The following is a 14,893-nucleotide window of genomic DNA, read 5'->3' on the forward strand; positions in this document are numbered from 1 at the left end:
CCCGGGGGGCGAGGACTTCCGGCCCGCGATGGCAGATCGTATAGGCGGGGGGCACCTCCGGCGGATCCCGCGGATCCGGGCCGGCGCCTTGGCTGCTCCCGCCCGTCGACGCGTACGCCACAGAAGAGAGACCCCATGTCCTGGCTGTCGAGATTCAGCCTCGCCCAAAGGGCCCTGATCGGGCTGATCTCCATCGTCGCCCTGGTGTTCGGGGCGATCGCGATACCGCAGCTGAAGCAGCAGCTGTTCCCCTCGATCGAGCTGCCCATGGTCTCGGTCCTCGCGCCCTACCAGGGCGCCTCTCCCGACGTGGTCGAGAAGCAGGTCGTCGAGCCGCTGGAGAGCAACCTGAAGGCCGTCGACGGCCTGAAGTCGGTCACCTCCACGGCCTCCGAGGGCATGGCGCTCGTCATGGCCTCCTTCGACTACGGCGACGAGTCGACGAAGCAGCTCGTCGCCGACGTCCAGCAGGCGGTCAACCGGGCCCGCGCCGAACTGCCCGACACGGTCGACCCGCAGGTCGTGGCCGGCTCCACGGACGACATCCCGACCGTCGTCCTCGCCGCCGCCTCCGACCAGGACCCGCAGGCCCTCGCCGACCTGCTGGACCGCACCGTCGTGCCCGCCCTCGAAGGCATCGAGGGAGTCGGCCAGGTCTCCGTGACCGGCGTCCAGGACCTCCAGGTCTCCGTGACCCCCGACGACCGCAAGCTCGCCGCGGCCGGCCTCACCACGATGAAGCTCGGCGAGGCCCTCCGCTCCGGCGGCGGCACCCTCCCGGCCGGCTCCTTCTCCGAGACCGGCAAGAGCCGCACCATCCAGGTCGGCGGCGGCTTCACCTCGCTGCGCCAGATCGAGGACCTCCGCATCCCGGCGGCCACCCCCGGCAAGGGCAAGGCGGTCCGCCTCGGCGACGTCGCCACCGTCCGCCAGGAGGAGTCCCCGCGCGTCTCCCTCACCCGGACCAACGGCAAGCCCAGCCTCGCCGTCATGGCCACCATGGACAAGGACGGCAGCGCCGTCGCGATCTCCGACGCCGTCGAGGAGAAGCTGCCCGAGCTCCGCGCCGACCTCGGCGCGGGCGCCGAGCTGACCGTGGTCTCCGACCAGGGCCCGGCCGTCGCCAAGGCCGTCTCCGGCCTCACCACCGAGGGCGCCCTCGGCCTCGTCATGGCCGTCCTGGTGATCCTGGTCTTCCTCGCGTCGATCCGCTCCACCCTGGTCACGGCGGTCTCCATCCCGCTCTCCGTCGTCCTCGCGCTCATCGTGCTGTGGACCCGCGACCTCTCGCTCAACATGCTGACGCTCGGTGCGCTCACCATCGCCATCGGCCGGGTCGTCGACGACTCGATCGTGGTCCTGGAGAACATCAAGCGGCACCTCGGTTACGGCGAGGAGCGGCAGGCCGCGATCCTCACCGCGGTCCGCGAGGTGGCGGGCGCCGTCACCTCCTCGACGCTCACGACCGTCGCCGTCTTCCTGCCGATCGGCCTGACTGGCGGCATGATCGGCGAGCTGTTCGGCTCCTTCTCGCTGACGGTCACCGCGGCCCTGCTGGCCTCGCTGCTCGTCTCCCTGACGGTCGTCCCGGTCCTCTCGTACTGGTTCCTGCGCGCCCCCAAGGGCACCCCCGAGGACCTGGCCGAGGCCCGCAGGCTGGCCGAGGAGAAGGAGGAGAAGAGCCGTCTCCAGCGCCTCTACGTGCCGGTCCTGCGGTTCGCGACCCGGCGCCGGCTCACCAGCCTCGCCATCGCGTTCGTGGTCCTGATCGTCACCTTCGGCATGGCCCCGCTCCTGAAGACGAACTTCTTCGACCAGGGCGAGCAGGAGGTGCTCAGCATCCAGCAGGAGCTGGCCCCCGGCACCGCCCTCGACGCCTCCGACGCGGCCGCGAAGAAGGTCGAGAAGCTCCTCGCGGACACCGACGGCGTCAAGGACTACCAGGTCAACGTCGGCTCGTCCGGCTTCATGGCGGCCTTCGGCGGCGGCACCGGCACCAACCAGGCCACCTACCAGGTCAGCCTGGAGGAGTCCGCCGACTTCGAGAAGACCCGGGACGCCATCGAGAAGGGCCTCGGCTCCCTCGACGGCATCGGCGACACCAAGATCGCCGCGGGTGACGGCTTCGGCAGCCAGGACCTGAGCGTGGTCGTGAAGGCCGCCGACGCCGAGGTCCTCGAGAAGGCCTCCGAGCAGGTCAGGGCCGCGATCGCCGGCATGAAGGACGTCACCGACGTCCAGAGCGACCTCTCGCAGTCCGTCCCGCGCATCTCGGTCCGGGCGAAGCCCGCGGCGGCCGACGCCGGCTTCGACTCCGCCTCGCTCGGCATGATCGTCGGCCAGGCCGTCCGGGGCACCCCGGCCGCCAAGGCGACCCTCGACGACAGCGAGCGCGACGTCCTCATCACCTCGGCGAAGCCGGTCACCACCCTGGCCGGGCTCAGGGCGCTGCCCCTCGGCCCGGTGAAGCTGGGCGACATCGCCACCGTCGAGCTCGTCCCCGGCCCGGTCTCCATGACCCGGATCGACGGCGCCCGCGCCGCGACGATCACGGCCAAGCCGGTCGGCGACAACACCGGCGCCGTCAGCGCCACCCTCCAGCAGAAGATCGACGCGCTCGACCTGCCCGAGGGCGCCACCGCCAGCATCGGCGGTGTCTCCGAGGACCAGTCCGAGGCCTTCCTCAACCTGTTCCTGGCCATGCTGGCCGCCATCGCGATCGTCTTCATGCTGCTCGTCGCGACCTTCCGGTCGCTGGTCCAGCCGCTGATCCTGCTGGTCTCGATCCCGTTCGCGGCGACCGGCGCGATCGGCCTGCTCGTGGCCACCGACACCGCGATGGGCGTCCCGGCGATGATCGGCATGCTGATGCTCATCGGCATCGTCGTCACCAACGCGATCGTCCTGATCGACCTGATCAACCAGTACCGGGCGCAGGGCCTGGGCGTCGTCGAGGCGGTGATCGAGGGCGGCCGGCACCGGCTCCGCCCGATCCTGATGACCGCCCTGGCGACGATCTTCGCGCTGCTGCCGATGGCGCTCGGCATCACCGGCGAGGGCGGCTTCATCGCCCAGCCGCTGGCCGTCGTGGTGATCGGCGGTCTGATCACGTCGACGCTGCTGACGCTGCTCCTCGTCCCCACGCTCTACGCGATGGTGGAGCTCCGCAAGGAGCGCCGCGCGAAGAAGAAGGCGGCGAAGAAGGGGGCGGAGGTCCCCGAGCAGCCCACCGAGGCGAACACCGACACGGACACGTCGCTGCTCGACGCGCTGGACGCCTAGGAGACGCCGCCGGACGCCGCTGGACGTCCCGCAGAAGCGCAGAACGCCGAAGGGCGCCCCGCACCGCGCGGGGCGCCCTTCGGGCGTATCGGGGGAGAACCGTTACGGCAGAGCGAGCATCCGCTCCAGCGCGAGCTTCGCGAAGCTCTCCGTCTCCTTGTCGACCCGGATCTGGTTGACGAGGTTGCCCTCGGCGAGGGACTCCAGGGTCCACACCAGGTGGGGCAGGTCGATGCGGTTCATCGTCGAGCAGAAGCAGACCGTCTTGTCGAGGAAGACGATCTCCTTGTCCTGGTCGGCGAACCGGTTCGCGAGCCGGCGGACCAGGTTCAGCTCCGTGCCGATCGCCCACTTGGAACCGGCCGGGGCCGCCTCCAGGGTGTTGATGATGTACTCGGTGGAGCCCACGTAGTCGGCGGCGGCGACGACCTCGTGCCGGCACTCGGGGTGGACGAGCACGTTCACGCCGGGGACGCGCTCGCGAACGTCGTTCACCGAGTCCAGCGAGAAGCGGCCGTGCACCGAGCAGTGGCCCCGCCACAGGATCATCTTGGCGGCGCGCAGCTCCTCGACGGTCAGCCCGCCGTTCGGCTTGTGCGGGTTGTACAGGACGCAGTCGTCGAGCGACATGCCCATGTCGCGGACGGCCGTGTTGCGGCCCAGGTGCTGGTCCGGCAGGAACAGCACCTTCTCTCCCTGCTCGAACGCCCAGTCCAGGGCGCGCTCGGCGTTGGACGAGGTGCAGATCGTGCCCCCGTGCTTGCCGGTGAAGGCCTTGATGTCGGCCGAGGAGTTCATGTACGAGACGGGCACGACCTGGTCGGCGACGCCGGCCTCGGTCAGCACGTCCCAGCACTCGGCGACCTGCTCGGCGGTGGCCATGTCGGCCATCGAGCAGCCGGCCGCGAGGTCGGGCAGGACGACCTTCTGCTCGTCGCCGGTCAGGATGTCGGCCGACTCCGCCATGAAGTGCACGCCGCAGAAGACGATGTACTCGGCCTCGGGCCGGGCCGCGGCGTCGCGCGCGAGCTTGAACGAGTCGCCGGTGACGTCGGCGAACTGGATGACCTCGTCGCGCTGGTAGTGGTGTCCCAGGACGAAGACCTTGTCCCCGAGCTTCTCCTTGGCGGCGCGGGCGCGCTCCACCAGGTCCGGGTCGGAGGGCGAGGGGAGGTCGCCGGGGCACTCCACGCCGCGCTCGCTCTTCGGGTCGGCCTCGCGACCGAGCAGGAGCAGGGCGAGCGGCGACGGCTGTACGTCGAGGTCATGACGGGCTTGGGCCGTGGTCACGTCACGCACCCTTTCTTCGGGGAAACCTTTTCGTCGAAATGACGCTATCTATCATAACCGCTTCACGTCACGTTGACGATGTCCATAGTGTCGATGTGACGAATTCGCTGCCGCCGCCGCGGGACTTCCTCGTCCCCGCCGCTGGACAGGGTGTGCGAGCATGAAGAGAGAAAGACCCCACACGGCCCGGAATGAATCCGGGGCACCGTCGGTTGCAACCGTCGGCAAGCAGTCTCCGTACACACCGGGAGAGAAGCAGATGTCCGTATCGGACGAGAAGACCACTGTCAGCGACGGCATCCTCCTGTCCGACGCCGCCGCGGCCAAGGTCAAGGCCCTCCTCGACCAGGAAGGCCGCGAGGACCTGGCCCTGCGCGTCGCCGTTCAGCCCGGCGGCTGCTCCGGCCTGCGTTACCAGCTGTTCTTCGACGAGCGCTCGCTCGACGGCGACGTCGTGAAGGACTTCGACGGCGTCAAGGTCGTCACCGACCGCATGAGCGCCCCGTACCTGGGCGGCGCCTCGATCGACTTCGTCGACACCATCGAGAAGCAGGGCTTCACCATCGACAACCCGAACGCCACGGGCTCCTGCGCCTGCGGCGACTCGTTCAGCTAGGCCCCGCCGGGCCGCGCGCGGCCTCGCACGCCGGAGGGCGGTGGCCCGGGAGGAATCCTCCCGGGCCACCGCCCTCGGTCGTGTGCCAGGGCGCGCCGCTCAGCGGCGCGGCACCGCCTCCCCGCTCGCCTCGTCCACCACCGGACGGTCGCCCAGCGGGCTCCGCAGCGTCACCGTCTGCGTGAAGTCCTTGGCGAGCATGATGCAGACCCGCTCCGGGTCGGACTTCTCGACGATCCGCACGGTCACCCGGTCCGGCTGCTCGTCCGCCCGCACGGTGTACGTGCTGCACACCCCGCCCCAGAACGTGACGGCGAGCTCCCTGCCGTCCTCCTGGACCCGGACCGACTCCACGGCCCGGGGCACCCCGCCGTCGTCCCCGGGGGGCCGCGTGGGCGTCGGCACCGGCGAGGGCGTGGCCGGCGGCGCCAGGTACTCCGGGGCCACCGCCGTCCGCGCCACCGTGTACGGCGCACCCTCCGCCGGATCCGCGGTGAACAGCCACGACGGTACGAGCAGCCGCTCGCCGTCCACGTCGCGCGCGGCCAGCCCGAACACCGCGGCCGTCACCGGCACCCGGTCGGGGGCGGCCCGCTGCACGATCGTCTGGCAGGGCGGGACCGGTTCGACGTGCCCGGGCGCCGGCGTCCCGCCGGTCCGGGCGTCCTCCGGCCTCCCGTTCCCGTCCACACCGGGCGCGGCCGGCTCCACGCCGCCGGGCGCCGGCTTCCCGTCCGTACCGGCCGCGCCGGCGCCCGGCGGGTCCGTGGGGCAGCGCCCCACCCCGATCGGGCCGGTGCCCTTCGCGTCCTCGTTCAGCGCGGCGAGCGCCTTCGCCGCCCCGATCACCGGGTACGCGGCCCCCTCGGCCGGCTCCTTGAGCATCCCGCTGCCCGCGACCGCCCGGCCGTCCCGTGCGATCTGCAGACCCGTCGACCAGCCGTACGTCGGCAGCCCGCCCACCACCGGATCGGCGTTGACCACGCGGACCGAACCGTTCACCACACCCGTCGCGGTGACCTTGGCGTCGTCCTGGCCGAGCGCCTTGAGGACCGGCGCGGCCGCCGCCTTCGCCGCCGCCTCGCTCAGCGGCGTACCGCCCGGCGCCGGCTTCGACTCGCCCGGCGGCGGGCAGGCCCGGCCCTTCAGGCAGGCGTCGCCCGCCGGGCCGCCGTCGTACCAGGAGTAGGTCCAGTTCCCCGGCGCCTTCCGCGCCACGTCGAGACGGGCCCCCGAACCGTCCTTCTCCGGCCGGATCGTCCAGACCTCGCCCACGAGCGAGGGACTGCCGGAGATGCCCAGCGCTTCGGCCAGCCTGGTCACCTCCGCCGAGGTGACCAGGCCCTCGGGCCGGTGGACCGCGGCCGAGGAGGGCCCTTGGGGGAGTGGGCCCTTGGCTGTGTAGACGGTCCCGTTCGGGCCGCCCCCGGGGTCGGGCTCGCCGGGCGCGATGCCCGGGCCGCCCCCCGAGTCGCCACCGGGGGTGGCGTCGCCGCTGCCGCCGTCCTCCAGGCGCAGCGTGGGCGGCGGGCCGGCGTCCGCGGCCTTCGCGGCCGCGCCCACGCCGGTGCCGTCACCGGATGCCGAGGTGGCCAGGTAGACGCCACCGCCCCCGGCGAGCAGCACACCCGCCGCCACCGAGGCCGCGATGGTGCTCCGCCGCCTCCGTACGTTCTCCGTACCGCTCACCGCAACGCTCCCTCGTCTCGAACGGACGCCGATGGGACGGAGCGGGCGGGCGGACGGTTCCCTCCGTCAGCCCCCGTACTCGGCCGTCGCGTCGATCAGCCGCGCCGAGGCCGCCGGGACGACGACCCCGTGGATCAGCGCGGGGGAGACCGGATCGGGCGCGGGGGCGGCCGGGGTCACCCAGTGCGGAGCCATCCGTGCGCCGTCGCCCCGCAGGTCGGCGAGGCTCGGCTCGGACTCGTATCGCTCACGTGAAGCGGGGTAGATGGTCATGGGCGCACCGTATGCACCGCACGCCCCCGGGGAAAAGGCCTACTCTGGGGTAGTTTCCACTGTTCGGCAGTGAGGCCTCCAGCCGGTAGCGTGAATGTCCGTCATTGCCGCCTTCCCGCAGGAGCACCCCGCCGTGCGTATCGCAGTCACCGGCTCCATCGCCACCGACCACCTCATGACCTTCCCCGGCCGGTTCGCCGACCAGCTGGTGGCCGACCAGCTGCACACGGTGTCCCTCTCCTTCCTCGTCGACAACCTCGACGTCCGGCGCGGCGGCGTCGGCCCCAACATCTGCTTCGGCATGGGCCAGCTCGGCGGCACCCCGATCCTCGTGGGCGCGGCGGGCTACGACTTCGACGAGTACCGCGCCTGGCTCGACCGCCACGGCGTCGACACCGGTTCGGTCCGGATCTCCGAGGTCCTCCACACGGCCCGCTTCGTCTGCACCACGGACAAGGACCACAACCAGATCGGCTCCTTCTACACCGGCGCGATGAGCGAGGCCCGGCTGATCGAGCTCAAGGCCGTCGCCGACCGGGTGGGCGGGCTCGACCTGGTCCTCATCGGAGCCGACGACCCCGAGGCGATGCTCCGCCACACGGAGGAGTGCCGGACGCGGGGCATCCCGTTCGCCGCCGACTTCTCGCAGCAGATCGCGCGGATGGACGGCGACGAGATCCGCACGCTCCTGGACGGCGCCACGTACCTCTTCTCCAACGAGTACGAGAAGGGCCTCATCGAGTCCAAGACGGGCTGGACCGACGCCGAGATCCTCTCCCGCGTCGGCCACCGCGTCACCACGCTGGGCTCGCGGGGCGTCCGCATCGAGCGCGTCGGCGACACGCCGATCGAGGTCGGGTGCGCGGAGGAGACGGCGAAGGTCGACCCGACGGGCGTCGGCGACGCGTTCCGCGCGGGCTTCCTGACGGGCCTGTCCTGGGGCGTGGGCCTGGAGCGGGCCGCGCAGGTCGGCTGCATGCTGGCGACGCTGGTCATCGAGACGCTGGGCACGCAGGAGTACACGCTGCGCCGGGCCAACTTCATGGAGCGCTTCACGAAGGCGTACGGCGACGAGGCGGCGTCGGAGGTCCAGTCCTACCTGTCCTGACACCAGGCGGCCCCGTCGGGAGCGGGGTCGGACCGAGCCGAGCCGAAGCTCCCACGGGCCCGCGCCGACCCCCGCACCCCTCGTTCCCGAACCCGCACCCACAGCGCGGCGCACCACGGGTGCGGGTTCCGGCGCGGAAGCCGCAGGCCCGGGGCGTCAGGTCGCGCGTCGGATCACGTACGCCACCCCTCCCCCCGCCGCAGGCGACTCGCCCACATACTCCTGCCCCCGCATCTCGCACCACGCCGGAATGTCCAGCCGCGCCGCCGCGTCGTCCGCCAGGACCGTCACCGTCCCGCCCACCGGCACGTCCCCGATGACCTTCGCCAGTTCGATCACCGGGATCGGGCAGCGCCGGCCCAGCGCGTCCACCACCAGGGAGCCCGCCCCCGGCGCGGCCACCGCCGACGGCGCCGTGGCCGGCGCGCCCAGCCGTTCCCGCACCCCCGCGACCACCCCCGGCAGCACCTCCAGGAAGCGGGCCACGTCCTCCTCCGCCGTGCCGGCCGGCAGGGACACGCGTACGTTCCCCTCGCTCAGCACCCCCATCGCACGCAGCACATGGCTGGGGGTCAGCGTCGAACTCGTGCACGACGAACCGGACGAAACGGAGAAACCCTCCCGGTCCAGCTCGTGCAGCAACGTCTCCCCGTCGACGTACAGACAGGAGAAGGTGACCAGATGCGGGAGGCGCCGCACCGGGTCGCCCACCACCTCCACGTCCGGGACCAGCTCCGGGACCCGCGCCCGGATCCGGTCCACCAGGGCCCGCAGCCGCGCCTCCTCGGCCGCCGCCTCCGCCCGTACCGCCCGCAGCGAGGCCGCCGCCGCCACGATCGCCGGGAGGTTCTCGAAGCCGGGCGCCCGGCCCGACTCCCGCTCGTCCGACGGGCCTTGCGGGCTGAACCGCACACCCTTGCGCACCGCGAGCAGCCCCACCCCCGCCGGCCCTCCCCACTTGTGCGCGCTCGCCGCGAGCAGCGACCAGGCGCCCTCCACCGGGCCCCAGCCCAGTGACTGGGCCGCGTCCACCAGCAGCGGCACGCCCGCCGCCCGGCAGGCCTCGGCGACCTCCGCCACCGGCTGCTCGGTGCCCACCTCGTGATTGGCCGACTGGAGACACGCCAGGGCGACCGCTCCCGCGTCGCCCGGGTCGAGCGCCGCCGCGAAGGCGCCGGCGGCCACCGCTCCCGTCCGCCCCACCGGCACCTCCGTCACCGTGGCCCCGGCCGCCGCGTGCGCCTCGGCGGCGTGCAGTACGGAGGAGTGCTCGACCGCGGAGACCACGAGCCGGTTTCCGACACGCCGACGCCCCGCGAGGGATCCCGAGATTCCCGCGTGAACCGCGCGCGTCCCCGAAGGAGTGAATACGAGCTCGTCCGGACGGCAGCCCACGGCCTCCGCCGCGGCCTCCCGCGCGGCGTCGAGCAGCAGCCTGGCGCGCCGCCCCTCCCGGTACAGCCGGGCGGGATCGGCCCAGCCCTCGTCGAGGGAGGCGAGCAGCGCCTGGCGGGCGACGGGATGCAGCGGGGCGGCGGACGCGGCGTCGAAGTACGGCATCCGCCCACGGTAGGGCCTGCCCGCACACGGGCCCGGCCCCACCCGGGCGGGACCCGCACCCCCACCCGGACCGAGTGCCGCCCCACCGGGCCCCGCCCCCGTCCTACAGGAGCCCGGCCCCCGCCCCACCGGGCCGGATCCCCGCCCCGCCCGGGCCGGAGCCTCGCCACGCCCGAGCCGTGGCTGCCCCACCCGTCCGCCGCCCCCGCCTGCGCGCCCGGCGCCGCCCACCGCCGCACCCCGGCCGCCGGCACCCCCGGCTCCCCGCCCGCCCCCCGCCCCGTCCGACTTCCTGCCCCTCCGTGAGCCCTCGTCAGAAGCGCGTCGCCGTAGACCGGCAGACGGCCGAACGGGCGTGTCCGACCCCCCTCCGGAACCCCGGAGTCCACCCCTTCGGGGACTCGGACGGCGCGTTGGGCACCCTCCCCGCGCGACCCCAAATAGCGTCCAGTAGGGTTTGGTCCGCATAAACATCCAAACCCCTGCCCGCGGCCGGGGCGGCGACCGACCAGCGAGACGGACGGCCGTGGCCGACCACTGCGGGCCGAGACTCTCGGGAAGGCGCTACGTGAGTCCCAACGGCTCCGACCGCTCGTCGCGGCGCCCGATGCGGCGGAAGCTGCCGCAGGTGCTGACTGCGGGCCTGATCCTGGCGACAGCCACCGGCTGCTCGTACAACTGGGAAGACTTCCCCCGCCTTGGTATGCCCACCCCCGTCACGGAAGAGGCTCCCCGGATCCTCTCCCTGTGGCAGGGCTCGTGGGCGGCTGCGCTCATCACCGGAATCCTGGTGTGGGGCCTGATCATCTGGTCCGTCATCTTCCACCGGCGAAGCAGGACCAAGGTCGAGGTACCTCCGCAGACCCGTTACAACATGCCCATCGAGGCGCTGTACACGGTCACCCCCCTCATCATCGTCTCGGTGCTCTTCTACTTCACCGCGCGCGACGAGTCGAAGCTCCTCGAGCTCTCCCCGAAGCCGGCCCACACGGTCAACGTGGTCGGCTACCAGTGGAGCTGGGCCTTCAACTACGTCGAGGACGTGCCCGGTGTGAAGGGCGACGCGAAGACGGACAAGAACCTCGCGGCCATTCCGGACAAGTTCCAGGACCAGTTCCCGGACAACGCCGGCGGCGTCTACGACGCCGGCATCCCCGGTGACCGCAACCCGCAGACCGGCAACCCGGGTCCGACCCTGTGGCTGCCGAAGGGCGAGAAGGTCCGGTTCATCCTGACCTCCCGTGACGTCATCCACTCGTTCTGGGTGGTCCCCTTCCTCATGAAGCAGGACGTCATCCCGGGTCACACCAACTCCTTCGAGGTCACCCCGACGCAGGAAGGCACCTTCCTCGGGAAGTGCGCCGAGCTCTGCGGCGTCGACCACTCCCGGATGCTCTTCAACGTCAAGGTGGTCTCCCCGGAGCGCTACCAGCAGCACCTGAAGGAGCTGGCCGAGAAGGGGCAGACCGGCTACATCCCGTCTGGCATCGAGCAGACGGACCCGGCCAGGAATGCGGAGAAGAACCAACTGTGAGCATCCACAACGAAACCCAGGGTGCCGCCGCAGCTGAGGACTCGTACGAGAACGAGCTGCCCGTACGGCGCAAGCAGCCCGGCAATGTCGTGATCAAGTGGCTGACCACCACCGACCACAAGACGATCGGCACGCTCTACCTGGTCACGTCGTTCGTCTTCTTCTGCATCGGCGGACTCATGGCGCTCTTCATGCGCGCCGAGCTGGCCCGTCCGGGTACGCAGATCATGTCGAACGAGCAGTTCAACCAGGCGTTCACGATGCACGGCACGATCATGCTGCTGATGTTCGCGACGCCGCTGTTCGCCGGATTCGCGAACTGGATCATGCCGCTGCAGATCGGCGCGCCCGACGTGGCGTTCCCGCGGCTGAACATGTTCGCGTACTGGCTGTACCTCTTCGGCTCGATCATCGCGGTGGCCGGCTTCCTCACCCCGCAGGGTGCGGCCGACTTCGGCTGGTTCGCCTACTCCCCGCTGTCGGACGCCGTCCGCTCGCCGGGTGTCGGCGCCGACATGTGGATCATGGGTCTGGCCTTCTCCGGCTTCGGCACGATCCTCGGCTCGGTCAACTTCATCACCACGATCATCTGCATGCGGGCTCCCGGCATGACGATGTTCCGCATGCCGATCTTCACCTGGAACGTGCTGCTGACCGGTGTCCTGGTCCTGCTCGCCTTCCCGGTCCTCGCGGCCGCGCTGTTCGCCCTGGAGGCGGACCGCAAGTTCGGTGCGCACGTCTTCGACGCGGCCAACGGCGGAGCGTTGCTCTGGCAACACCTCTTCTGGTTCTTCGGCCACCCAGAGGTGTACATCATCGCGCTGCCGTTCTTCGGCATCATCTCCGAGGTCATCCCGGTCTTCAGCCGCAAGCCGATGTTCGGCTACATCGGCCTGGTGGCCGCGACCATCGCGATCGCCGGTCTCTCCGTGACGGTGTGGGCCCACCACATGTACGTCACCGGAGGCGTGCTCCTCCCGTTCTTCTCCTTCATGACGTTCCTCATCGCCGTACCCACAGGTGTGAAGTTCTTCAACTGGATCGGAACGATGTGGAAGGGCTCACTGTCCTTCGAGACACCGATGCTCTGGACGATCGGCTTCCTGATCACCTTCACCTTCGGTGGTCTGACCGGTGTCATCCTGGCCTCGCCGCCGATGGACTTCCACGTCTCCGACTCGTACTTCGTCGTCGCGCACTTCCACTACGTCGTCTTCGGCACCGTGGTCTTCGCGATGTTCGCCGGCTTCCACTTCTGGTGGCCGAAGTTCACGGGCAAGATGCTGGACGAGCGGCTCGGCAAGATGACCTTCTGGACGCTGTTCATCGGCTTCCACGGCACCTTCCTCGTGCAGCACTGGCTCGGTGCCGAGGGCATGCCGCGTCGTTACGCGGACTACCTCGACGCCGACGGCTTCACGGCCCTGAACACGATCTCGACGATCTCCTCCTTCCTGCTCGGCCTGTCGATCCTGCCGTTCCTCTACAACGTCTGGAAGACCGCCAAGTACGGCAAGAAGATCGAGGTCGACGACCCGTGGGGCTACGGCCGTTCGCTCGAATGGGCGACGTCCTGCCCGCCGCCGCGGCACAACTTCCTCACCCTGCCGCGGATCCGTTCGGAATCCCCGGCGTTCGATCTGCACCACCCCGAGATCGCGGCTCTCGACCAGCTCGAGAACAAGGGGCACGCGGCCGAGGCCCTCACGGGCGGCAAGGAGGCCGGCAAGTGAAGATCCAGGGCAAGATGTTCATCTGGCTGAGCGTCTTCATCCTTGCCATGGCCGTCCTGTACGGCGTCTGGTCGAAGGAGCCGGTCGGCACCACGGCCCTCTTCCTGGCCTTCGGCCTGTCCATCATGATCGGCTACTACCTGGCCTTCACGGCCAAGCGTGTCGACGCGATGGCGCAGGACGACAAGGAGGCGGACGTCGCGGACGAGGCCGGTGAGGTCGGCTTCTTCGCCCCGCACAGCTGGCAGCCGCTGTCGCTGGCCGTCGGTGGCGCGCTGGCCTTCCTGGCCATCGCCATGGGCTGGTGGATCCTGTACTTCTCCGCCCCGCTGATCCTGGTCGGCCTCTTCGGCTGGGTCTTCGAGTTCTACCGCGGCGAGAACCAGAACCAGTAGCGGCACCCGCTCCACCGGAGCACCCCAGAGGGGCCCGGACACTTCGTCACAGAAGTGTCCGGGCCCCTCTTTTGCAGTACTCGACGCGCTGGTCGGCAGGATTGTCCTTAGCGTGAAGTCATGAACGACACGCCGCGCATTCGGACTGTTTTGAGCTGCACTCTTCTGGCCGTCACCGTCACCGCAGGCGCCACGGCGTGTGCGGGCTCCGACGACCACCCGCTGTCGGCCAGGGCGTACGACGCGGCGGACCAGCTCGCGGTCAGCGCTCCCGGGGACGGCGCCAAGGCCGACCCCGAGAAGCCGCTGGAGGTCACGGCCAAGGGCGACGACGGCCGGATCACCGACGTCACCGCCGTCGACGCCGCAGGGCGCCACCTGGCGGGCGAACTCACCGCGGACGGGCGGCGCTGGCGCTCCACGGCCGCCCTGGCCGCAGGCGCCCGCTACACGGTCCGCGTCGCCACCGAGGACGAGGACGGCGCTCCGGGCGCCCGCACGTTCACCTTCGAGACGGCCCCGGCCAAGCGGGCGCTGACCGCGGCCTTCGGCCCGGAGACGGGCACGTACGGCGTCGGGCAGCCCATCACGGCCGAGCTCAGCCTCGCCGTCAAGGACCGCAAGGCCCGTGCCGTCGTCGAACGCGCGCTCAAGGTCCGCTCCACGCCGTCCGTCGAGGGCTCCTGGTACTGGGTGGACGACAAGAAGCTGCACTTCCGCCCGAAGGAGTACTGGCCGGCGGGGGCGCGCATCACGGTCACCGGGAACCTGGACGGCCTCAAGGTCGGCGACAAGCTCTACGGCGGCGAGTCCAAGCCGCTGAAGCTCACCATCGGCGACCGGATCGAGGCCGTCGCGGACGCCGGGTCGCACTACATGACCGTGCGGCGCAACGGAGAAGTGATCAATACCATTCCGGTGACCACCGGAAAGCCGGGCTTCTCCACCCGAAACGGCATCAAAGTGATCCTCGGCAAGGAGTACTACGTCCGGATGCGGGGCACCAGCATCGGCATCGCGGAGGGCAGCTCCGAGTCGTACGACCTGCCGGTCTACTACGCGACCCGGGTGACCTGGAGCGGCGAGTACGTCCACGCCGCGCCCTGGTCGGTCGGCTCGCAGGGCGTGGCGAACGTCAGCCACGGCTGCGTCGGCATGTCGACCGGGAACGCGGCCTGGTTCTACGAGACCGTCCGCGCCGGCGACATCGTCCGCGTCGTCAACAGCTACGGCGACACGATGGACACCTTCGGGAACGGCTTCGGCGACTGGAACCTGCCGTGGGAGAAGTGGCGGGAGGGCAGCGCCCTGGTGGAGGCCACCGGGAGCCCGGTGGCCGCCACGGAGAAGTCCCGCCTGCGGCCGCTGCCGCTCTGAGGCCGGGCCCGGGCCCCCGCGGGGCCGCCGCCCGCC

Annotated in this window: 11 protein-coding genes; 7 read left to right on the plus strand and 4 right to left on the minus strand. The window is 71.1% G+C overall.

Annotated elements, in window-relative coordinates:
- The first annotated feature begins 135 nt into the window (after positions 1-135).
- On the plus strand, positions 136-3,282 hold the full coding sequence (locus tag ACY0MR_RS26285; protein ID WP_473555733.1) for an efflux RND transporter permease subunit: 3,147 nt from the start codon (positions 136-138) through the stop codon (positions 3,280-3,282).
- A gap of 102 nt (positions 3,283-3,384) precedes the next feature.
- Here ACY0MR_RS26285 and nadA read toward each other — a convergent pair whose 3' ends face one another.
- A complete protein-coding gene (nadA, locus tag ACY0MR_RS26290; protein WP_361853805.1) occupies positions 3,385-4,581 on the minus strand; it encodes a quinolinate synthase NadA in 1,197 nt (398 codons plus the stop codon).
- 250 nt (positions 4,582-4,831) lie between these two features.
- Between nadA and ACY0MR_RS26295 the strand changes: the two genes are divergently transcribed.
- Entirely contained in the window at positions 4,832-5,188 is a 357-nt protein-coding gene (locus ACY0MR_RS26295) for a HesB/IscA family protein (RefSeq protein ID WP_015033024.1), read from the plus strand.
- Positions 5,189-5,287: 99 nt separating this feature from the next.
- Here the strand turns inward: ACY0MR_RS26295 and ACY0MR_RS26300 are convergent, their stop codons facing one another.
- Both ACY0MR_RS26300 and ACY0MR_RS26305 read right to left on the minus strand, forming a co-directional pair.
- The gene (locus ACY0MR_RS26300) at positions 5,288-6,877 is read right to left on the minus strand and encodes a hypothetical protein (RefSeq protein ID WP_473555737.1); all 1,590 of its coding nucleotides are present in this window, start codon (positions 6,875-6,877) and stop codon (positions 5,288-5,290) included.
- A gap of 66 nt (positions 6,878-6,943) precedes the next feature.
- Complete coding sequence (locus tag ACY0MR_RS26305) at positions 6,944-7,150, minus strand: hypothetical protein (protein WP_361862401.1); 207 nt, start codon at positions 7,148-7,150, stop codon at positions 6,944-6,946.
- Between the two features lie 133 nt (positions 7,151-7,283).
- Between ACY0MR_RS26305 and ACY0MR_RS26310 the strand changes: the two genes are divergently transcribed.
- Complete coding sequence (locus tag ACY0MR_RS26310) at positions 7,284-8,258, plus strand: carbohydrate kinase family protein (protein ID WP_361862404.1); 975 nt, start codon at positions 7,284-7,286, stop codon at positions 8,256-8,258.
- Between the two features lie 156 nt (positions 8,259-8,414).
- Here ACY0MR_RS26310 and ACY0MR_RS26315 read toward each other — a convergent pair whose 3' ends face one another.
- Positions 8,415-9,818: a cysteine desulfurase/sulfurtransferase TusA family protein gene (locus ACY0MR_RS26315; RefSeq protein ID WP_392863122.1), complete on the minus strand. Its 1,404-nt coding sequence runs from the start codon at positions 9,816-9,818 to the stop codon at positions 8,415-8,417.
- 568 nt (positions 9,819-10,386) lie between these two features.
- Between ACY0MR_RS26315 and ctaC the strand changes: the two genes are divergently transcribed.
- From ctaC to ACY0MR_RS26335, 4 genes are all read left to right on the plus strand, one after another.
- Positions 10,387-11,352, plus strand: coding sequence for an aa3-type cytochrome oxidase subunit II (gene ctaC / locus ACY0MR_RS26320; RefSeq protein WP_361847939.1), 966 nt, complete (start codon positions 10,387-10,389; stop codon positions 11,350-11,352).
- Positions 11,349-13,085: an aa3-type cytochrome oxidase subunit I gene (gene ctaD / locus ACY0MR_RS26325; RefSeq protein ID WP_148004443.1), complete on the plus strand. Its 1,737-nt coding sequence runs from the start codon at positions 11,349-11,351 to the stop codon at positions 13,083-13,085. Before ctaC ends, ctaD begins: the two co-directional genes overlap by 4 nt.
- Positions 13,082-13,480: a cytochrome c oxidase subunit 4 gene (locus tag ACY0MR_RS26330; RefSeq protein ID WP_017238857.1), complete on the plus strand. Its 399-nt coding sequence runs from the start codon at positions 13,082-13,084 to the stop codon at positions 13,478-13,480. Before ctaD ends, ACY0MR_RS26330 begins: the two co-directional genes overlap by 4 nt.
- A 120-nt stretch (positions 13,481-13,600) precedes the next feature.
- The gene (locus tag ACY0MR_RS26335) at positions 13,601-14,857 is read left to right on the plus strand and encodes a L,D-transpeptidase (protein WP_388802120.1); all 1,257 of its coding nucleotides are present in this window, start codon (positions 13,601-13,603) and stop codon (positions 14,855-14,857) included.
- Positions 14,858-14,893 lie beyond the last annotated feature (36 nt).

It is taken from the genome of Streptomyces sp. JN8 (genome assembly GCF_055808075.1).